19 protein-coding genes are annotated in these 18,484 nt (G+C 65.4%); 12 read left to right on the forward strand and 7 right to left on the reverse strand.

The features are described 5' to 3' along the window. The first annotated feature begins 3 nt into the window (after positions 1 to 3). The 4 genes from MRS60_RS19580 to MRS60_RS19595 all read left to right on the forward strand — a co-directional run bounded on the left by MRS60_RS19580 (position 4) and on the right by MRS60_RS19595 (position 3,069). Positions 4 to 1,338, forward strand: a complete 1,335-nt coding sequence (locus MRS60_RS19580; RefSeq protein ID WP_243566459.1) for a chloride channel protein — start codon at positions 4 to 6, stop codon at positions 1,336 to 1,338. A 300-nt stretch (positions 1,339 to 1,638) separates the two neighbouring features. Beyond that, positions 1,639 to 2,076 (forward strand): STM2901 family protein, encoded by a 438-nt coding sequence (locus MRS60_RS19585; protein WP_243566460.1) that lies wholly within the window; start codon positions 1,639 to 1,641, stop codon positions 2,074 to 2,076. Next, positions 2,069 to 2,416, forward strand: a complete 348-nt coding sequence (locus tag MRS60_RS19590) for a DUF1493 family protein (RefSeq protein WP_105389973.1) — start codon at positions 2,069 to 2,071, stop codon at positions 2,414 to 2,416. Before MRS60_RS19585 ends, MRS60_RS19590 begins: the two co-directional genes overlap by 8 nt. A gap of 200 nt (positions 2,417 to 2,616) precedes the next feature. Further along, entirely contained in the window at positions 2,617 to 3,069 is a 453-nt protein-coding gene (locus tag MRS60_RS19595) for a type VI secretion system amidase immunity protein Tai4 (protein ID WP_175748444.1), read from the forward strand. Positions 3,070 to 3,108: 39 nt separating this feature from the next. On the opposite strand, the gene MRS60_RS19600 is transcribed toward MRS60_RS19595, so the two are convergent. Then, a complete protein-coding gene (locus MRS60_RS19600) occupies positions 3,109 to 3,900 on the reverse strand; it encodes an IclR family transcriptional regulator (protein WP_217587054.1) in 792 nt (263 codons plus the stop codon). 160 nt (positions 3,901 to 4,060) lie between these two features. Here MRS60_RS19600 and MRS60_RS19605 point away from each other — a divergent pair, with 160 nt between their 5' ends. The 5 genes from MRS60_RS19605 (at position 4,061) to MRS60_RS19625 (ending at position 8,451) form a co-directional block, all read left to right on the forward strand. Next, entirely contained in the window at positions 4,061 to 4,837 is a 777-nt protein-coding gene (locus MRS60_RS19605; protein WP_243566461.1) for an ABC transporter substrate-binding protein, read from the forward strand. 88 nt (positions 4,838 to 4,925) lie between these two features. After that, positions 4,926 to 5,582, forward strand: a complete 657-nt coding sequence (locus MRS60_RS19610) for an amino acid ABC transporter permease (RefSeq protein WP_111018094.1) — start codon at positions 4,926 to 4,928, stop codon at positions 5,580 to 5,582. Continuing rightward, positions 5,579 to 6,334 (forward strand): amino acid ABC transporter ATP-binding protein, encoded by a 756-nt coding sequence (locus MRS60_RS19615; RefSeq protein ID WP_217587056.1) that lies wholly within the window; start codon positions 5,579 to 5,581, stop codon positions 6,332 to 6,334. The genes MRS60_RS19610 and MRS60_RS19615 overlap by 4 nt, the downstream gene beginning before the upstream one ends. Next, on the forward strand, positions 6,331 to 7,641 hold the full coding sequence (locus tag MRS60_RS19620) for an NAD(P)/FAD-dependent oxidoreductase (RefSeq protein WP_243566462.1): 1,311 nt from the start codon (positions 6,331 to 6,333) through the stop codon (positions 7,639 to 7,641). Before MRS60_RS19615 ends, MRS60_RS19620 begins: the two co-directional genes overlap by 4 nt. Before the next feature lie 78 nt (positions 7,642 to 7,719). Then, positions 7,720 to 8,451 (forward strand): class I SAM-dependent methyltransferase, encoded by a 732-nt coding sequence (locus MRS60_RS19625; protein ID WP_131948416.1) that lies wholly within the window; start codon positions 7,720 to 7,722, stop codon positions 8,449 to 8,451. A 24-nt stretch (positions 8,452 to 8,475) separates the two neighbouring features. Here MRS60_RS19625 and MRS60_RS19630 read toward each other — a convergent pair whose 3' ends face one another. Both MRS60_RS19630 and MRS60_RS19635 read right to left on the reverse strand, forming a co-directional pair. After that, positions 8,476 to 9,897 carry a cytochrome-c peroxidase gene (locus MRS60_RS19630; RefSeq protein ID WP_243566463.1) on the reverse strand — a complete coding sequence of 474 codons (1,422 nt, stop codon included), beginning with the start codon at positions 9,895 to 9,897 and terminating at the stop codon, positions 8,476 to 8,478. A 100-nt stretch (positions 9,898 to 9,997) separates the two neighbouring features. Then, positions 9,998 to 11,671, reverse strand: a complete 1,674-nt coding sequence (locus MRS60_RS19635) for a phospholipase C (RefSeq protein WP_243566464.1) — start codon at positions 11,669 to 11,671, stop codon at positions 9,998 to 10,000. A gap of 402 nt (positions 11,672 to 12,073) precedes the next feature. On the opposite strand from MRS60_RS19635, the gene MRS60_RS19640 reads away from it, so the two are divergent. Continuing rightward, complete coding sequence (locus tag MRS60_RS19640; protein ID WP_034179579.1) at positions 12,074 to 12,931, forward strand: EamA family transporter; 858 nt, start codon at positions 12,074 to 12,076, stop codon at positions 12,929 to 12,931. A gap of 226 nt (positions 12,932 to 13,157) precedes the next feature. Here MRS60_RS19640 and MRS60_RS19645 read toward each other — a convergent pair whose 3' ends face one another. The 4 genes from MRS60_RS19645 to MRS60_RS19660 form a co-directional block, all read right to left on the reverse strand. After that, the gene (locus MRS60_RS19645; RefSeq protein ID WP_034179578.1) at positions 13,158 to 13,493 is read right to left on the reverse strand and encodes a hypothetical protein; all 336 of its coding nucleotides are present in this window, start codon (positions 13,491 to 13,493) and stop codon (positions 13,158 to 13,160) included. Continuing rightward, the gene (locus MRS60_RS19650) at positions 13,490 to 14,122 is read right to left on the reverse strand and encodes a type VI secretion system amidase effector protein Tae4 (RefSeq protein WP_243566465.1); all 633 of its coding nucleotides are present in this window, start codon (positions 14,120 to 14,122) and stop codon (positions 13,490 to 13,492) included. Before MRS60_RS19650 ends, MRS60_RS19645 begins: the two co-directional genes overlap by 4 nt. A 3-nt stretch (positions 14,123 to 14,125) precedes the next feature. Beyond that, positions 14,126 to 14,686 carry a PAAR domain-containing protein gene (locus tag MRS60_RS19655; protein WP_235212442.1) on the reverse strand — a complete coding sequence of 187 codons (561 nt, stop codon included), beginning with the start codon at positions 14,684 to 14,686 and terminating at the stop codon, positions 14,126 to 14,128. Positions 14,687 to 14,895: 209 nt separating this feature from the next. Further along, complete coding sequence (locus MRS60_RS19660) at positions 14,896 to 15,369, reverse strand: Lrp/AsnC family transcriptional regulator (RefSeq protein WP_034179576.1); 474 nt, start codon at positions 15,367 to 15,369, stop codon at positions 14,896 to 14,898. Positions 15,370 to 15,688: 319 nt separating this feature from the next. On the opposite strand from MRS60_RS19660, the gene MRS60_RS19665 reads away from it, so the two are divergent. After that, positions 15,689 to 17,074, forward strand: coding sequence for an amino acid permease (locus MRS60_RS19665; RefSeq protein WP_243566466.1), 1,386 nt, complete (start codon positions 15,689 to 15,691; stop codon positions 17,072 to 17,074). A gap of 46 nt (positions 17,075 to 17,120) precedes the next feature. After that, positions 17,121 to 18,323, forward strand: a complete 1,203-nt coding sequence (locus MRS60_RS19670) for an amino acid aminotransferase (RefSeq protein ID WP_243566467.1) — start codon at positions 17,121 to 17,123, stop codon at positions 18,321 to 18,323. Positions 18,324 to 18,484 lie beyond the last annotated feature (161 nt).

Here is an 18,484-nt window from a genome sequence, read left to right on the forward strand (position 1 = left end):
CTCATGCGCCTCGATCTCCCGTCCGCTCCCGCATCCGCTTCCCCGTCCGCCGGCCCGTTCGCGCGCGTGGCCGTCGTCACGATCCTGACCGGCGTCGGCGCGGGCCTCGGCGGCATGCTGCTCGCGTTGCTGCTGCATGCGATCCAGCACATTGCGTACGGTTACAGCATCGCGCACGTGATCGGCACCGAGAGCTTCCTCACCGGCGTGACCGATGCCGATCCGTTGCGCCGGCTCGCGGTGCTGATCGTCTGCGGAATCGTCGCCGGCGGCGGCTGGTGGGCGCTTTACCGGTACGGCCGGCCGCTCGTCAGCATTCGCCGCGCGGTGCGTGCGGCCGATCCGCGGATGCCGTTCGTCAGCACGACGATCCACGCGCTGCTGCAGATCGTCACCGTCGCGCTCGGTTCGCCGCTCGGCCGCGAAGTCGCGCCGCGCGAGATCGGTTCGCTGCTTGCCGGGCAGCTCGCGCATCGCGCTGGGCTCACGCCAGACGACTGCCGGCTGATGGTTGCGTGCGGTGCCGGCGCCGGCCTCGCGGCTGTCTACAACGTGCCGCTCGGCGGCGCGATCTTCGTGCTCGAAGTGCTGCTCGGCACGTTCGAACTGCGTGCGCTGATCGTCGCGGTCGTGACGTCGGCGATCGCGGCGGCCGTCGCGTGGCTCGGCCTCGGCAACGAACACCAGTACACGGTTCCCGCGTTCGCGCTGAGCACGCCGCTCGTCGCCTGGTCGATCGGCTGCGGGCCGCTGTTCGGCTTCGCCGCGTACGGCTTCGTGCGGCTCACGACCCGCGCGCGGGCGAACGCGCCGAAAGACTGGCGGCTGCCGGTGCTCGCGCTGGTCAACTTCGCGGTGATCGGCATGCTCGCGATGCGGTTTCCGCAACTGCTCGGCAACGGCAAGGGGCCGGCGTCGCTCGGCTTCGACGGCACGCTGACGATCGGCCTCGCGGCGACGCTGCTCGTGCTGAAGGTGCTGATCGAGGCGGGCAGCCTGCGCGCGGGCGCGGAGGGCGGCCTGCTGACGCCGGGCCTCGCGAACGGCGCACTGCTCGGCGTCGTGCTCGGCGGGCTGTGGAGTCTCGTCTGGCCGGGCGCATCGATCGGCGGGTGTGCGCTGATCGGCGCGACTGCTTTTCTCGCCGCGTCGATGCAGATGCCGATCACGGCGGTCGTGCTGCTGCTCGAATTCACACGCGCGAATCACGACAGCCTCGTGCCGATGCTGCTTGCGGTGGCCGGGTCGCTTGTTGCGTACCGGTTTGCGGAGGGGCTGGGCGAGCGGCGGGCGAAGGCGATTGCGATGGTGGGCGAACACTCGGCGGCGACGCGCTAACGCGTACGAGCGATCAAAGGCCGGACAACGCCAGCGCATTCGTCGCCAGCAAGCCACCGAAAATTAACGATTTGCATTCGTTCTGGCGCATGCCGTTGCGGTGGGGACTCGCGCGGAACGACGAAGCTGTAACGATCGGGAGCGCAAGCCGGGAGTTGCTTCAACGGAACAGCAAGAGATCGATCAATTGTGCCGGGACGCATTCTCGTAGCAACTGTCGACCCGGTGAGCCTGTTTCCCTCCCCGTGTCATTCAAGATAGCCTCGGCCGCTCGGTCAATTTCAAACTATCTGAGAGAAAATGGCGAATACGTACAAGTACGGCATTCACGAGGGCTTGAGCCGTGAAGAATTGCTCTTCCTGATCTTCATCGAAGAGACTGGCAAGGAGTTGGGTGTAGACGATGCGGTCGGTATTGCGATGGTGTTACTGGGCCAGCGCTTCATCCCGACTTGCGGCAAGTTCGCGAACGCCGTCAAGGGCACCTCCATCGCGTCTGTCGTTTCCCGTCGTATGCTGCCGTACGAGCTGAAGCACCGGATTTTGCCTACCGTTACGTCGTTCACGAGTCTTATCATGTTGCGCATCAAGTTCACACGGAATATCGGCGCATTTGTCGGGCGCGCGATACCCGGAGTTGGTTGGGTAATCCTGGCCACGGATGTATCGCTGATCACTTACCGAACGGTTAGCGCCTACAACAGCATGGTGAAGCCCGAGGATCGTCTGTATGGCTGACGCATGGAAGAGTCTCGAAGCGTTTATCACGGCCGATGTCGGCAGGCTTCCGGTCGATCGAACCGAACTGACGCGGGACACGGACCTCTATCACGATCTCGACCTGGAGCCGGGCGACATCGACGAGCTCGTCAGGCAATGGGCCGTGACGTTTGGCGTCGACCTGTCCGCGTTCGACATCCACTATTACTACCCGTCCGCGAAACTCGGCATCGGATCGTTCCTCGCGGCGGTCGTCAAATCTCCGTTCAGTAACAAGGCGCGCGAGACGTTGGGCGGACGGTCACTGACGCTCGGAATGATGGAAGAGGCGATGGAGCGAGGGCGCTGGGAGCCATGATCCGTCAGGCGTTGCATGCTGCGGGCCGGATGCCTGTTTTTGCGTGCGCGCCTTCCGTCACGAATTCCGGCCCGCGACGTGTTTCATTGAGCTTCGCCGAAAGGCTTTCGGATCAACGGCAATAGGTGTCGTGACCACTGTTACTTCAACGAGCCCGGCGCACGGTATCGTCCGGATCGTGTGAATTTCTGGAGTCTGTCATGAGGGGAGCCTGGCTCGCGACCGTACTGACGTGTGTCGTGCTGCATCCTGCGGTGGTATCGGCGAAGGATGTAACGCAGGCGTCACCGGAGGCCGGTTCACGCACTTACCTCCAGAACTTCAAGGACATGGTGCTCGCGGAGTGTCTCGCGACTGCTTACAAGCAGGCGCCCGGCGCGAGCAAGGATATCGGCAGCAGCACCAGCGCGTTGCGCGACTGGACCTACTACGACATGGAGCGCACGCCGGATGTCATTCACTCGCTGGTGGCGAAGTATCTCGCGCGCGATTACCGGAATCCGGTCGTCGAATCGGAAGTGAAGGATGTGAAGTTCGACTTCCTGAAATGCACTGATCTGTACCACAGCAAGGAACTGGACGTAGCGGCCAAGAAACTCGTGTTGCACCCGAACAGCAACTATCGGACGGAAAACTCGCAGAAGCCGCAATGACGCGCAAGCGTCGCTGTGCAACGCAGCGACGCGCGCACGCTATTCGAGCGTCCGGATCGAATTGCTGATGCCGCGCGCGCAGTCGATCACGGCCGGCGCGAGCTTGCGGCGCGCGTCGTCGAACGTCCAGCGGCTCGTCGGCGCGACCACATGCACGGCCGCGACGGGCTGCCCCTGGCTGCCGAGCACGGGCGCCGCGATCGACATGTCGCCGATGAACAGTTCTTCCTGATTGGTGGCGTAGCCTTCTTGCCTTGCGCCGTCGAGCAGCGCGACGAGCGCGTCGAGCGCCGTGACCGTGCGCGGCGTGTGCGGCGTGCGCGCCATGCCGTCGAGCCGCGCGCGCGCATCGTCCGGCGGCAGCGCGCTCAGGAACGCGCGGCCGCTGCCGGTGCAATACATCGGGATGCGGCTGCCGATCGGCATGTGGATCGGCACGAACTTCGTCGACACGAAACGCGCGACGTACACCATCTCGTCCTCGTCCGGCTCGGTGAGGTTGGTGGTTTCGCCGGTCAGGTTCGTGAGCTCGGACAGGAACGGATTAGCGACGTCGATCAGCGTATCGGCCGCGAGGTAGTTGAAGCCGATCCGCATCACGTGCGGCGTGAGCTGGTAACGCCGCGTGACCGGATGCTTGCGGATATAGCCGAGCTTCTCGAGCGTATAGACCATCCGCTGTGCCGAGCTCTTCGTCATCCCCGCCGCGTCGGCCACTTCCGCAAGCGTCATCGTGCGCCGCTTCGCGCTGAACGCGCGCAGCACGTTCAGCCCTTTCTCCAGCGACTGGTTGAACAGCAGGTCGTTCGACTGATCGGGCAAAGTTTCCATGAGCAAGGGGCTTGATCGATTCGATATCGAATCATAGCGTATCGAATATCGATACGCAAAAATCTGTTTTCGATGTTTTTGATTCGTTTTAAGATCGGATCATCGTCGCAACGTCGATTGGCGACTGGCGGCGCACCGGATTATTCGAGAAGGGGACATCATGGTTTCGTTCATCAAGCAGTTCGGCGCACTGGCCGCCGGTTTCGCCACCTGTATCGCCATTTCCGCGGGATCGGCGGGCGCCGTCGCGGCCGAGCCGACGCTGAAGGTCGGCGCGACGGCCACCGGCGTGCCGTTCACGTTTCTCGACGTCAAGAGCAATTCGATCCAGGGGATGATGGTCGATGCGATCACGGCAGCCGGGAAGTCGGCCGGGTTTCGCGTCGACGTGCAGCAGACCGTGTTCTCGGCGCTCATCCCGTCGCTCACCACGCAGAAGATCGACATCATCTCGGCCGCGATGCTGAAGACGCCGGCGCGCCAGCAGGTCGTCGATTTCTCCGACACGGTCTATTCGTTCGGCGAAGGCCTGATCGTGAAGGCGGACGACCCGGGCCGCTATACGTCGATGGACGATTTCAAGGGGCAGGTGGTCGGCGCGCAGGTCGGCACGGCGTTCGTCGACGCGCTCAACAAGAAGGGCATCTTCAAGGAAGTCCGAACCTACGATTCGATCGCCGACATCATGCGCGACGTCGCGCTCGGGCGCATCAAGGCCGGCTTCGCCGACCAGCCGATCGTCGCGTACCAGATCGAACACGGCGTCAACCGACAGGTGCGGCTCGTGCCCGAATACCAGAGCGTCGTGAAGGGGCAGGTCTGCTTCATCGTGCGCAAGGGCGATACCGCGACGCTCGAGCAGCTCAACGGCGCGATCCGCAAGATGAAAACCGACGGCACGCTGCAGCAGATCCTGCAGAAGTGGCACATGAGCTGAGCGCCGGCCCCCGGTTCCACGCCGGTATCGCCCGCGCCTTGCGGGCACCCGCTGCGGCGGCCCGCTCGGCTGTCGCATAGGAGACCTCATGTTTTTTCAGAATGCGATCGATTTCCTGCCGATCCTGTTGAAGGGGGCGGTGGTCACGATCGAGATCACGGCATGCGCGTTCGTGCTCAGCTCGGTGCTCGGGCTGGTCCTCGCGTTGCTGAAGGTGTCGCGCAACCGGGCCGTGTCGACGGCCGGCAGCACGATCGTCAACGTGATCCGCGGGCTGCCGATCATCGTGCAGCTGTTCTACATGTACTTCGTGCTGCCCGATCTCGGTGTGCAACTGTCGGCGTTCCAGGCCGGCGTGCTCGGCCTCGGCATCGCGTATTCGGCCTACCAGGCGGAAAACTTCCGCGCCGGCATCGAGGCGATCGACCGTGGTCAGATCGAGGCCGCGCACGCGATCGGCATGCGCGGACCGATGATCATGCGGCGCGTAGTGCTGCCGCAGGCGTTCCGCATCGCGTTGCCGCCGTACGGCAACACGCTCGTGATGCTGCTGAAGGATTCATCGGTCGCGTCGACGATCACGGTCGCGGAGATCACGCGCGCCGGCCAGTTGATCGCGTCGTCGACATTCCAGAACATGAGCGTCTATACGCTCGTCGCGCTGCTGTATCTCGCGCTCGGCCTGCCGCTGATGTTCGGCGTGAACCGGCTCGGCAAGCGGCTCGCGCTGAGGAGAGGCGCATGATCCGGATCGATTCGATACACAAGCGCTTCCAGCAGCACGCGGTGCTGAAGGGCGTGAGTCTCGACGTGCGGCAGGGCGAGGTCGTGTGCCTGATCGGGCCGTCCGGCTCGGGCAAATCGACCGTGCTGCGCTGTATCAACGGCTTCGAGACCTACGACGAAGGTTCGATCACGATCGACGGCGTGAAGGTCGATGCGCATTCGACGCGTATCCACGAACTGCGGATGCGGGTTGGCATGGTGTTCCAGCGCTTCAACCTGTTCGCGCACCGCACGGCGCTCGAGAACGTGATGGAAGGCCCCGTGCACGTGCGGCGGATGCCGGCCGCGCAGGCGCGCGAGCAGGCCCGCGCGCTGCTCGACAAGGTCGGGCTCGCGCACCGGATGAATGCGTACCCGTCCGAGCTGTCGGGCGGCCAGCAGCAGCGCGTCGCGATCGCACGCGCGCTGGCGATGGAGCCGCAGGCGATCCTGTTCGACGAGCCGACGTCGGCGCTCGACCCCGAACTCGTCGGCGAAGTGCTCGGCGTAATGCGCGGGCTCGCGCGCGACGGAATGACCATGGTGGTCGTCACGCACGAGATGGGATTCGCGCGCGAGGTGGCCGATCGCGTGTGCTTCCTGCACGACGGCACCATCTGCGAAAGCGGGCCAGCACGCGACGTGCTCACGCAGCCGACGCATCCGCGCACGCAGGAATTCCTGCGCCGCCTGCTGGCGTCGGACGGCGCCGCCAACCCGGATCGAACATGAGCGAAAGGAAACCGGCACCTGCATGGCCAGACTCACAGTGGCCGGATTCGCTGTGGGCGGCGACGGCCGCGCCAGCGCCTGACACCCCCGCGCTCGATGCGTCCGCGTCGTGCGACGTGGCGATCGTCGGTGCCGGCTTCACGGGTCTGTCGACCGCGCTCCACCTGGCCGAACGCGGTGCGAACGTGCGCGTGATCGACGGCGCGCAGCCGGGCTGGGGGGCGTCGGGCCGCAACGGCGGGCAAGTGATCCCCGGGCTGAAATACGACCCCGACGAACTGATTCGCCGGTTCGGCGACGAGGCCGGCGAGCAGCTTGCCGGCGTGGTCGGCGGCGCGGCCGACACGGTGTTCGACCTGATCGCGCGGCACGCGATCGACTGCGATGCGCGTCGCCATGGCTGGATCCAGCCGGCGCCGACCGCCGCGATGCTCGATACGGTCGCGCGCCGTGCGCAGCAGTGGGCCGCGCGCGGCGCACCGGTCGAAGTGCTCGGCCGCGACGACGTCGCTCGGCGGCTCGGCACGCACGCCTACGCGGGCGGCTGGATCGATCGCCGCGCAGGCAGCGTGCAGCCGCTCAGCTATACGCGCGGCCTCGTGCGCGCCGCGCAGGCGAGCGGGGCGGTCGTGCACGGGCTGACGCGCGCCGCAGGGCTGACGCGTGCCGACGGCCGTTGGCAGATCGCGACGGCAGGCGGCGCGACGCTGTCGGCGGATCGCGTCGTGATCGCGACCAACGGCTACACGGACGGGCTGTGGCCCGGCTTGCGCCAGTCGGTGATCGCCGCGAACAGTTTCATCGTCGCTACGCAGCCGCTCGCGCCGGATCTCGGTCGCGACATTCTCGCCGGCGGCGAGGTCGCATCGGATGCGCGGCGCCTGCTGCTGTATTTCCGCCGCGACTCGGCCGGCCGCCTGCTGATGGGCGGCCGCGGCCCGTTCGCGGAACCGCGCGCGACGAGCGACTGGCGCCATCTGGAGCGCGCGACGACGCTGCTGTATCCGCAGCTGAAGGGCATCCGGTTCGAATACCGCTGGGCTGGGCGCGTCGCGATCACCGCGGATTTCATGCCGCACGTGCACGAGCCCGCGCCGGGCGTGACGATCGCGCTCGGCTACAACGGCCGCGGCATCGCGATGGCGACGACGCTCGGCAAGCATCTGGCCGCGCACCTGTCCGACGATGCGCAACTGCCGCTGCCGTTCCGGGCCACGCCGATCCGGCCGATTCCGTTTCACGGGCTGCAGCGCTTCTACATCGCGGCCGGGGTGGCCTGGTATCGGCTGCTCGACAGCCTTTCCTGACGGGGCGCGGACGCGGGTCGCCATTCGTCGTCCGATCGGGCAGAATCGACACTCCGAGTTTCCGCCGACGGATGCCGCATGACCGATCCGAACGAACCACCCGGCCGCCGCGCGTACGCGAGCTTCGCGCAACGCTATGCGGACATCGCGCCGACCAAGGCGCACAACGCGCTGTACGAGCGTCCGGCGACGATGGCGCTGCTCGGCGACGTCGACGGCCTGACGGTGCTCGACGCCGGCTGCGGGCCCGGCATCTGCAGCGAGCACCTCGCTCGCCACGGCGCGACCGTGCATGCATTCGACGTGACGCCGGAGATGGTCGCGCTTGCCCGCACGCGTTGCGCGGGTCTTGCGGTCGAGGTGGCCGAAGGCGACCTGTCGGTGCCGCTTGACTGGCTGCCCGACGGCCGTTTCGACAAGGTGCTGTGTTCGCTGGCGTTCGACTACGTGCGCGACCTCGAAGCGCCGCTGCGCGAATTCCGGCGCGTCGCGCGGCCGGGAGCGACGCTCGTGTTCTCGATGGCGCATCCGATGCGCGACTGGATGGACGAACGCACGCGCGGCGAGGGCACGTATTTCGACACGTCCCGGTTCGGCTTTCACTGGTCGGGCTTCGGCGAGCCGAAGCCGTATGTCGAGGCCTGGCGGCGGCCGCTCGCCGACATCCTGAACGCGGTGGCCGACAGCGGCTGGCGGCTCGACCGGTTCGTCGAACCCAAGCCGCTGCCGGAGATGAAGGCCGCGTCCGAACGGCTCCATGCGGAGCTGTCGCTGGCGCCGGCCTTCCTTTGCATCCGCGCGCGCCGCTGACGCGGCGCGGCGGTCAAGCGGCGCTCAGTGCCGCACCGGCTCGTCGTTCAGCGTGCCGAGGAACGCTTCGATATCCTTGATATCCTGCGCCGTCATCGCGGGTTTGTCGCCCGGCTTGCGATCGAACGGCGCATCGGTCACGTCGACGTTCGCGCGGTACTTCGGCGGGATGTCGTCGTACTCGTCGACCTTGCCGTCCGCGCCACGCGAGTAGAACTTCTGCGGCGAGATGCTGCGCTCGTTGTAGAACGCCATCACCTGGTCGAGCGTGTGGAATACGCCGTTGTGGAAGAACACCTGGCGCGTCGCCGAGTTGCGCAGCGTCGGCGTGAGGAACATCCCGCAATACTGCGTCTGGTCCTTCAGGTCGTCGCGGAACGGCCCGCACACGCCGAGATCGTAGAACGCCGCGTTGCGGTTCTGCGCAAGCTGCTGGTTGCGCGGCGCGCCGAGCGCCTCGTACTGGTAGTCGGTAAACATCGGCGGCAGCCCGTCCTTGCCGGGCTTCGACAGGTGGCAGCCCGCGCAATTCGCCTTGTCCGGATCGTTGAACAGGCGCAGCCCGCGCAGCTCGGCCTGCGACAGGCGCGCGCGGCCTTCGAGCCAGCGGTCGTACTTGCTGTTGTACGGATGGAACGACGGATCCTCGACCTGATACCGCGCGATCGCGAACATCGCTTCCGACACCGCGAGCTGCGGGCTGTCGAACACACGCACCCCGAACAGCTGCTCGAACTGCGCGCGGTGCGACGACTGCGCGAGCTTGTGCGCGACGTCGTCGATGCTCGCATTCGCCATCTCGACCGGATTCAGCAGCGGGCCGAACGCCTGCTGCTGCAGCGTATCGGCGCGGCCGTCCCAGAACATCCCGCCCTGCGGCACGAGCTGCGGCGCGGTTGACGTGCCGGCCACCTTCTGCGCCTTGACGACGCCGGCGGCCGCCGCGGCCTGCTGCGCGACACTCGGTGCGGCGTCGTTCTCACCGGCATCGGGGCCGATGCTGAAGTTCGGCTGGCGGTACAGGTACATCAGCGACGGCGGCGGGCGATACCCGTGCTGCGTCATCGCGAGGCCGCCCGGCTGCACGTCGAGCGCATTCGGCGGCCCGTACGCATGATCGGGGCTGTGACACGACGCGCACGACTGCTTGCCCGACGCGGACAGCGACGGATCGACGAACAGCGCCCGCCCGAGCTGCGCGACCGCCGACAGCGGCTGCACGGCGGGCCGCTGCAGCACCACCGGATGCGGATTCGCGCCCGTCCAGCCGGCGACGACGGTGCCGATCGCCGCGGGTACCCGCGCGGGGAACGCGACCGCGAACGCGCCATAGCCGAGCACGGCCGCGCCGAGCACGAACGCCGCGCGGCGCGGCAGGCGGGAAGGGGAACGCGGTGCGGGGGTGCCGGAAGCGTCGGGAGACGGGAGCGCGGGGCGAGCTGTCATGCTGTCGGTTGTCGGTCGGAAATCGGGCACCGCACGAAGCGGCGCGTTAAATGGAAACGGCCGGCGCGTGATGCGCCGGCCTGCGGTCAATGGATGCCGGTCAGATCGACGGCGCCGCGCTCAATGCCGTGCCGAGCGTCGGATCGAGGTACAGCGGCGTCGTGTTCGGTTTCGACGTGAAGTCGAACAGCCCGCGCAGGTCACCCGCCGTCGCATCGAACGAACCGCCGCCGATGCGCTGGCCGCCGAGCCAGTTGTCCTCGATGAAGCGCACGACCGATGCCTGGTCGATCATCGTGTGGTCGACGTAGTTCTGCTTCGCGTACGGCGAGATCACGATCAGCGGAATGCGCACGCCGGGGCCGCAGCGGCCGTTCACGGTGCCGCCGTTCACGCCGGTGGTGCCGCCCGTGCCGCACTTGCCGTTGCCGTTGACCTGGTCGACGGCGTCGGACGACGAACGGGTCGGCGCCGTGTACACGTGGTCGTACCAGCCGTCCGAGTCGTCATAGGTGACGATCACGGCCGTGTTCTGCCAGTCCGGCTGCTGCTGCAGGAAGTTGACGACCTTCGTCACGAACGCCTGCTCGTCGAGCGGATCCGAATAGCCCGCGTGCGCATCCTGCGCGGCCGGCGCCTTCAGGAAGCTGACCGACGGGAAGTTGCCGGCTTTCACGGCCGCGAAGAAGTCGTCGCTGTCGTACTGGTGGTTCGCGGGTTCCGCCGTCTTGCCGTCGGTCTGGACGCTCGAACCGATCGCCGCGATCGAGCTCGGGCGCGTGTGCTGCGGGTTCGACGTCGACGCGTAGTACTGGAACCAGTTGTGGTGCGGGATGTAGTCGGCCGTCGCGGCGTTCACGGCGGTGGCGATCGTGCTGCGGCTGCAGCCCGTCGTGCCGTTGCCGTTGGTCGTCGACAGGTTGAAGCCGCCCATGAAGCCGCCCCACGTGATCTTCGCGCCGTTCAGCAGGTCGCCGATGTTCTTGCCGGTCATCATCGCACGGTCGGTCGTGCTCGAGCACACGTCGAAGCCGGGGTCGACGTCGTTGATCATCGTGAAGCCGCCCTGGCCGTCGTTGATGTAGTACGAGGTGGCTGCGAGCGTCGACGGCTGCTTCGACGTCTTGACGATCTGCATCCCGTTGGTCTGCCCCGACACGACGTTCAGCGCGCCCGGCGTCGACGGGCCGTAGACCGTCGTGTATGCGTTGTCGCTCATCGCGAAGCGCTGCGCGTAGTTCCACAGCGCGGTCACGGTGTTGCCGTCGAAGTAGCCCATCACCTGGCCCTTCGTGCCGAACGCGCCGGCGCCGCCGGACGAGCCCTTGCCGGTGTATTTCGGGAACAGGTCGGCGAGGCCGTTGTCCTCGGCCAGCTGTTCGGCTGTGTACGCGTGGTTCTGGTCGGCGGTCGCGGCCTGCGTGCGGTCGAGGCGGAACGGGTTCGCCGCGTCGGTGCCGTTGGCCGTGTTCGTGAAGTTCGGGTTCGCGGTGAGCAGCGTGCCCGTCAGCCCGTTGGGCGTCGGCGTGCCGGCCTTCGCGGTGAACGCCGGTTCGCCCGACGGGTTCGTCGCGTTCGGGTAGGTGCCGAAGTAGTGGTCGAACGAGATGTTTTCGCCGTAGATCACGACGACGTGCTTGATCGGCGTGGCGGTCTGCAGCGCATCCTGCGACGACACCGCGGGCGTCGACGTCGGATCGTCGCTGCCGCCGCAGGCGAACAGCGCAAGCGCTGCGGCTGCGCAGGCGGTGACGAGCAAGGCTTGACGGAACATCGGGAAACTCCAGGTAAGGCCTTCGATGGTGAGAGCGGCCCCGTCGTCGTGTCGGTTCGGCGCGGAGCTCGCGAGAGAGCACGCGCATTGGAACAGTCGCGTATGAAGATATGGGGACGGAGTGGTTTCGCGACGGTTGCGCTGCGGTATCGATTCCATTACGGCGCAACGCGGTGCGAAAGAGAACGGAAAGGGGCAGACCGCGCGCAACCACGAAGACACATTTCGCGGCGCACGGGGCCGCCTGCCGCGCAGGCCGCATGGGGCGGGCGAAAGGGCGCGGTCGGCCGGTTCGCGCGTCATGCCGTGGATACCGCATTTTTGACAATCGTGTGACGTATTCATACGATGGATGCCCCGCGACGACGATTTCATGTTGCCGACCGTTACCGAGAATTCATCGTGCCGATCCCCGTTCTGTTTGCCGTTCTGTGTGCGGCATTCCTGCATGCGTCATGGAATGCGCTCGTCCGCAGCAGCGGCGACCGGCTGCGGTCGGCCACGGTGCTGCAGATCGCGATCGGGCTGTTCGCGCTGCTGTTCCTGCCTGCCGCCGCGCCGATCACGCTCATGGGCTGGCTCTGTGTCGTCGCATCGGCCGTGATCCATGTGGTCTATACGCTGCTGCTGGTGCGCGCCTACGAGCACGGCGACCTGACCGTCGCCTACCCGGTTGCGCGCGGCACCGCGCCGCTGCTCGTCACGCTCGGCGCGGCGGCGTTCGCGGGCGAGCACCTGAACGCCGGCGCGCAAGGCGGGCTCGTGCTGATCTGCGCGGGCATCCTGGCGATCGGGCTGGAGGGCGGGCGTGGCGCGAAGCACCGGATGACGCAGGTGCTGCCGACCGCGTTTGCGACCGGCGTGTCGATCGCGGCCTATAGCGTGGTCGACGGGATCGGCGTGCGGGAAAGCGGCAGCACGGTCGGCTATACCGCGTGGATGTTCGTGTTGACGGGCATGATGATGGCCGCGTACTACCGGCTGCGCGCGGGTCCGCTGCGGCTGACGCAGGATGTCGGCGAGACGGCGAAGGCTGCGTGCGGCGGCGTGTTCGCGGCGCTCGCGTACGGCATCGTGATCTGGGCGATGGATCGCGCGCCGATGGGCCCGGTGTCGGCGCTGCGCGAAACCAGCGTGGTGTTCGCCGCGCTGATCGCTCGCGTGTATCTCGGCGAGCGGCTGACGCCGCGCCGTGCTATGGGATGTGCGGTGATTGCGGCGGGGGCGTTGCTGATCAGTGCGTTCGAGGCGGTGCGCTGAAGGCGCCCCGGGATGCGCAATGCGTATGTTGTGAACGCCAGTTCGACACTGGAAATCGCGTCGAATCGCTGTCGCGAACATCTATGGATTGGCCCGCAAGACCCGCGCACACGAGCGCTATATATCAAATCGTTGCTGACGCAACAAATCAAACCGTATTCGGAGAGATCTGTAGAGGGAAGCGAGGCGGCGCACAAACCCCATCGGGTCGTTTCGGTAGACCGATTTAGCCGAAAAGACCTGGCACGGGTGTCGCGTAGGTCGCAAGATGAAAGAGCACGACAAATAGCGTAGTTGCAATGAACGCGATGCCCCACTTGCGCGATGACCAACGTCGGTAAGCGAAGGCATTGAGTGCGCCAAAGACGACCGAAGGCCACAAGGTCAGGGCGAACAGGCCGACGATGAATACTGCGTGTGGAGCGCAGTGTTCCATGTCGTTGCAGCCGGTCGAATGCGACGGCGGAGCAGGCCAATGAATACGGCTGAACGTATAAAGGGACGCCCATGTGATGAGCAAACCCCATAGGAACCCTGGAACTGCAACAGCCAGTCGTTTCATTGAACTTCCCAGAAGAGGATTTCTTTCGAGTTGGCCAGATCTGAATACCAATTCCCGCGTCGACCCCGAAGGTAATCAAGAGGGTTAATCATGCTCGGCACGCCTATGCGAAACCGCCAGAACGAAGCGGTAGATGGCGTAAGGGTATCTTTGTTCCATAGGTCAATATGGCCGCCGCTCAACGCGTCATCAGAATCCCCTTCTTGCCGCCAGTACCCAAAAAAATAGATGATACCGGTTCGGCCATTAATCTTGCGCTGCCAATCCTGACCCGTGATGTTTTCCGGCTTGCCCAGGCCGAGGAACGGGTGAAGCTTCAACCATTCGGCCAACTCGTAGGCGCGGGTCGCTGTTGCTTTCCCGTCGAGTATCAGACGACCTAGCGACTTCTTCCCCGGCATCGGTTTCAACACCTTCTGAGAAAACGACTTCATGTCGCTTCCGATGTGGTGAAACGTAACGCTCATGCGAATGGCGCACTGGTTCTCATACTGGCCGGTGGGATCATCGTATGGATCCTTCTTCGGATAGGCGCTCCAAAGTTCACGAAATGACAACGTCTGAAGCGTTACCGGTTTGATGGACCCTTTAGTGTCGTTCGAGCGAACCTTCGTAGGCCTGTTCGGCATCGGTCAGCTCTCGTATTGTTTTTCAATGGCTTCGTCGCCCCAATAAACCGTGTACTCATCGGGCTTGTTGCCGGTATCGATGCGAGGCAATTCTCCGCTTGGATCGAGTCGGCCGTCGTACGTGCGGCCATCTGCCGTTTCGATGTGGTACGGATATCCGACAAGTACCGACTTGCGTGTCGTACACACCAGCTTTTCGTCGTAGCCGGAAGGCGCGGCAGATCGGGTTGGCGATGTAGGTGGCTGAGCTTCGCGGGCTGCTGCTACTTGTCTGGACGTGCCGCTGTCGGCTTCGTAGAAAATTCGACTGTCGCCGCCTGCGATGACCTTGTTTTGTCCACACGGACAGAGCACGGGGTCGCCATTCAAAACGACTCTACGACCGTGGCAACTCATGCGCGTGGCGCTGCCGAAAATCCTGAACGCCCCTTTGCAATTGCCACATGTTGCCTCGTCGCCGTCCAAAGCAACGCGTTTACCGTTATCGAATATCGTTGACGTGACCGCAATGATGAATCCGCCGGTTGTTGTCGAGTCACTGTCTCTTGCTGCCGTTCTGCGCATCGTCGTTTCCTTTTGCGTTAAGGAATCGAAGACATTCGCCGGCAAGGGAGAAATTGTCTATGGGACTAATTCGAATTTGCGTGTGATCGATCCGACGGTTCGTATGCGTTAAACATCGGCGATGTGACGTGAGGCGAGCAACAACGTGCTCGAGTTGCTGTCGATCTCGCCGGCACCCGTCTGCGAATGACCGGCCGGCGCGCCGGCTGTCACGCTTCAACCGGCATCGCGCTCGTGCACTTGATCTCGTCGAGGCACACGCTCGAATGCACGCCACTGACGCCGGGAATCCGCATCAGCGTTTCGAGCAGGAACTGCGACAGTCCCTTCAGGTCGTGCGCGACGACCTTCAGCACATAGTCGATGTCGCCCGTCACCGAAAAACACTCCTGGATCTGCGCGAGATCGGACACCAGCTTCTGGAACTTGGACAGGTCGCGGATATGCCCGCGCTCCATCGTCACGTGCACGAACGCGGTGACGCCGAAGCCGAGCGTGTCGGGGCAGAGCCGGGTTTCGTAGCGGCGGATCGCGCCGATCTCTTCCAGCCGCCGGTGGCGCCGCAATGTCTGCGCGGGCGACAGGCCGACGGCCTTCGCCAGATCGAGGTTCGACGCACGGCCGTTCTCCTGCAGGATCGAAAGCAAGTGGCGATCGATGCGGTCGAGAACCGGTTCAGGCATTTTTATTTCCTCATTTGTCTCCTGGATGCAATCTTATCTCATAATGTAGGGTTTGCATGAACGGGTTACGAAACCCGATTTCGCCGTCGCGACGCTAAACTGACGCCGGATTTTCGTGTGTGGCCGCAGCAATGCGGCGTGGGCGACAAGTCGGCGGCCGGTCTGGCGGGCACGCCGACGCGAATCGGGCGCCGCCACGCGAAGATTGCAGTCCCCAACCCGGCGGCTCCACGAACGCCGCCGGCACAGCAAAAACAGCGCCCGGCACACCGAGGCGCGCCGCACCGCTTCAGGCGGAGGCGGACAGAGTGGAGAAGACATGGTTTCTGGAAACGAGAGCGACGGCCTGAAGCGCGGGCTGAAGAACCGGCACATCCAGCTGATTGCGCTCGGCGGCGCGCTGGGCACGGGGCTGTTCCTCGGCATCGCGCAGACGATCAAGATGGCCGGCCCGTCCGTGTTGCTCGGCTATGCGGTGGCCGGCATCGTTGCGTTCTTCATCATGCGCCAGCTCGGCGAGATGGTCGTCGACGAGCCCGTCGCAGGTTCGTTCAGCTACTTCGCCAACAAGTATTTCGGCCACTTCACGGGCTTCCTGTCCGGCTGGAACTACTGGGTGCTGTACATCCTCGTCAGCATGGCCGAACTGTCGGCCGTCGGGATCTACGTGCAGTACTGGTGGCCGGGCGTGCCGACCTGGGTGTCGGCGCTCGTGTTCTTCGTCGTCATCAACCTGGTCAACCTGACCAGCGTGAAGTCGTACGGCGAGACGGAATTCTGGTTCTCGATCATCAAGGTCGCGGCGATCGTCGGGATGATCGGCTTCGGCGGCTGGCTGCTCGCGAGCGGCAATGCCGGGCCGGAGGCCAGCGTCAGGAACCTGTGGCAGCACGGCGGCTTCTTCCCGAACGGCGTGTCGGGCCTCGTGATGTCGATGGCCGCGATCATGTTCTCGTTCGGCGGGCTCGAGCTCGTCGGCATCACGGCGGCCGAGGCCGACGATCCGAAGCACAGCATCCCGCGCGCGACCAACCAGGTCATCTACCGCATCCTGATTTTCTACATCGGCGCGCTCGCCGTGCTGCTGTCGCTGTATCCGTGGGAGAAGGTCGTCAGCGGCGGCAGCCCGTTCGTGCTGATCTTCCACGCGCTGAGCAGCAACCTGGTCGCGAACGTGCTGAACGTCGTCGTGCTGACGGCCGCGCTGTCGGTCTACAACAGCGGCGTGTACTGCAACAGCCGGATGCTGTTCGGCCTCGCGCAGCAGGGCAATGCGCCGAAGGTGCTGTGCTCGGTGAACAAGCGCGGCATTCCGCTCGCCGCGCTCGGCGCGTCGGCGCTCGCCACCGGCGCGTGCGTGCTGGTCAACTACTTCATGCCGGGCAAGGCGTTCGAGGTGCTGATGGGCCTCGTCGTGTCGGCGCTGATCATCAACTGGGCGATGATCAGCCTGATCCACCTGAAGTTCCGCCAGGCCAAGCGCGCAGCCGGGGAGAAGACTTCCTTCCGCAGTCTGGGCTATCCTTTCACGAATTACCTGTGCCTGGCATTCATGGCCGGCATTCTCGTCGTGATGTACCTGACGCCGGATCTCCGCCTGTCGGTGTACCTGATCCCGGTATGGCTCGCGGTGCTCGCGATCGGGTATCGCTTCCGTCAGAAGAATGCAGGCTATGCGGTGCGCGACAGCGCGTCCGCAGGCTGAAGCAGGCCACCACCGATCATTCTTCCAAACGAGACCGACTCAAGCCATGTTCGAACACATCGACGCGTACCCGGGCGACCCGATCCTGACGCTCAACGAGAACTTCCAGAAAGATCCGCGCGACCGGAAAGTCAACCTGAGCATCGGCATCTACTTCGATGCCGAAGGCCGGATTCCGGTGATGGGCGCCGTGCGCGAAGCCGAAACCGCGCTGCAGCGCGAGAGCGGCCCGAAGCCGTATCTGCCGATGGTCGGCCTGCCTGCGTATCGCGACGCCGTGCAGGCGCTCGTGTTCGGCGCCGATCACCCGGCCCGCGCGGCCGGCCGCATCGCAACCCTGCAGACGCTCGGCGGCTCGGGCGCGCTGAAGGTGGGCGCCGATTTCCTGAAGCGCTACTTCCCGGACGCGCAGGTGTGGCTCAGCGATCCGAGCTGGGAAAACCACCGCTTCATCTTCGAGCGTGCCGGCTTCACGGTGAACACGTATCCGTACTACGACGAGGCGACGGGCGGCCTGAAGTTCGACGCGATGCTCGCGGCGATCGACGCGCTGCCGGCGCGCAGCATCGTGCTGCTGCACGCGTGCTGCCATAATCCGACCGGCGTCGACCTCGACGAAGGCCAGTGGGAAAAGCTGATCGACGTGATCGAGGCGCGCGGCCTGCTGCCGTTCGTCGACATGGCATACCAGGGCTTCGGCGCGGGCCTCGATGCGGATGCGTTCGCGGTGCGCGAGCTGGCCCGCCGCGGCGTGCCGGCGCTGGTCGCGAACTCGTTCTCGAAGAACTTCTCGCTGTACGGCGAGCGCGTGGGCGGCCTGAGCGTCGTCTGCGAGGATGCGGCCGCGGCCGAGCGCGTGCTCGGCCAGCTGGCCGGCGCCGTGCGCTCGAACTACAGCAACCCGCAAACCTACGGCGCGAAAGTCGTCGCGGCCGTGCTCAACACGCCCGCGCTGCGCAAGCAGTGGGAAGAGGAACTGTCGGCGATGTGCCGCCGCATCGCGCGGATGCGCCAGTCGATCCATGACGGCCTGCGCGACCACGTCACCGGCGAAGCGCTCACGCGCTACGTGAAGCAGCGCGGGATGTTCACGTACACGGGCCTGACCGAATCGCAGGTCGACGCGCTGCGCGAAGTGCACGGCGTGTACATCCTGCGTTCCGGCCGGATGTGCGTGGCGGGCCTGAACGACTCGAACGTCGGCATCGTTGCCGACGCAATCGGCAAGGTGCTGAAGAGCGGCGTCTGATCGTCGCGCGCCCGGCGCGCAACGCTGCCGGCCGAACCGGCTGTCTCCCGTCGCGGAGGCAGCCGGTTTTTTGTTGCGCGGCCGCGATGCGTGCTACCCGGCTGACGCGTGCCCAGGCGCGGCGGTACGATCACGGAATCGGACACAGGACAGAGGGGCGA

It is taken from the genome of Burkholderia pyrrocinia (assembly GCF_022809715.1).
GTDB classification, from domain to species: Bacteria; Pseudomonadota; Gammaproteobacteria; order Burkholderiales; family Burkholderiaceae; genus Burkholderia; species Burkholderia pyrrocinia_C.

Excerpts from the sequence above, each read along its gene's own strand:
- MRS60_RS19655 (WP_235212442.1), bottom strand. The coding sequence starts at position 14,686 with ATGCGCAGAACGGCAGCAAGAGACAGTGACTCGACAACAACCGGCGGA.
- MRS60_RS19635 (WP_243566464.1), bottom strand. The coding sequence starts at position 11,671 with ATGTTCCGTCAAGCCTTGCTCGTCACCGCCTGCGCAGCCGCAGCGCTT.
- MRS60_RS19645 (WP_034179578.1), bottom strand. The coding sequence starts at position 13,493 with ATGAAACGACTGGCTGTTGCAGTTCCAGGGTTCCTATGGGGTTTGCTC.
- MRS60_RS19665 (WP_243566466.1), top strand. The coding sequence starts at position 15,689 with ATGGTTTCTGGAAACGAGAGCGACGGCCTGAAGCGCGGGCTGAAGAAC.
- MRS60_RS19605 (WP_243566461.1), top strand. The coding sequence starts at position 4,061 with ATGGTTTCGTTCATCAAGCAGTTCGGCGCACTGGCCGCCGGTTTCGCC.
- MRS60_RS19620 (WP_243566462.1), top strand. The coding sequence starts at position 6,331 with ATGAGCGAAAGGAAACCGGCACCTGCATGGCCAGACTCACAGTGGCCG.
- MRS60_RS19590 (WP_105389973.1), top strand. The coding sequence starts at position 2,069 with ATGGCTGACGCATGGAAGAGTCTCGAAGCGTTTATCACGGCCGATGTC.
- MRS60_RS19600 (WP_217587054.1), bottom strand. The coding sequence starts at position 3,900 with ATGGAAACTTTGCCCGATCAGTCGAACGACCTGCTGTTCAACCAGTCG.
- MRS60_RS19625 (WP_131948416.1), top strand. The coding sequence starts at position 7,720 with ATGACCGATCCGAACGAACCACCCGGCCGCCGCGCGTACGCGAGCTTC.
- MRS60_RS19660 (WP_034179576.1), bottom strand. The coding sequence starts at position 15,369 with ATGCCTGAACCGGTTCTCGACCGCATCGATCGCCACTTGCTTTCGATC.
- MRS60_RS19585 (WP_243566460.1), top strand. The coding sequence starts at position 1,639 with ATGGCGAATACGTACAAGTACGGCATTCACGAGGGCTTGAGCCGTGAA.
- MRS60_RS19580 (WP_243566459.1), top strand. The coding sequence starts at position 4 with ATGCGCCTCGATCTCCCGTCCGCTCCCGCATCCGCTTCCCCGTCCGCC.
- MRS60_RS19670 (WP_243566467.1), top strand. The coding sequence starts at position 17,121 with ATGTTCGAACACATCGACGCGTACCCGGGCGACCCGATCCTGACGCTC.
- MRS60_RS19630 (WP_243566463.1), bottom strand. The coding sequence starts at position 9,897 with ATGACAGCTCGCCCCGCGCTCCCGTCTCCCGACGCTTCCGGCACCCCC.
- MRS60_RS19610 (WP_111018094.1), top strand. The coding sequence starts at position 4,926 with ATGTTTTTTCAGAATGCGATCGATTTCCTGCCGATCCTGTTGAAGGGG.
- MRS60_RS19595 (WP_175748444.1), top strand. The coding sequence starts at position 2,617 with ATGAGGGGAGCCTGGCTCGCGACCGTACTGACGTGTGTCGTGCTGCAT.
- MRS60_RS19615 (WP_217587056.1), top strand. The coding sequence starts at position 5,579 with ATGATCCGGATCGATTCGATACACAAGCGCTTCCAGCAGCACGCGGTG.
- MRS60_RS19650 (WP_243566465.1), bottom strand. The coding sequence starts at position 14,122 with ATGCCGAACAGGCCTACGAAGGTTCGCTCGAACGACACTAAAGGGTCC.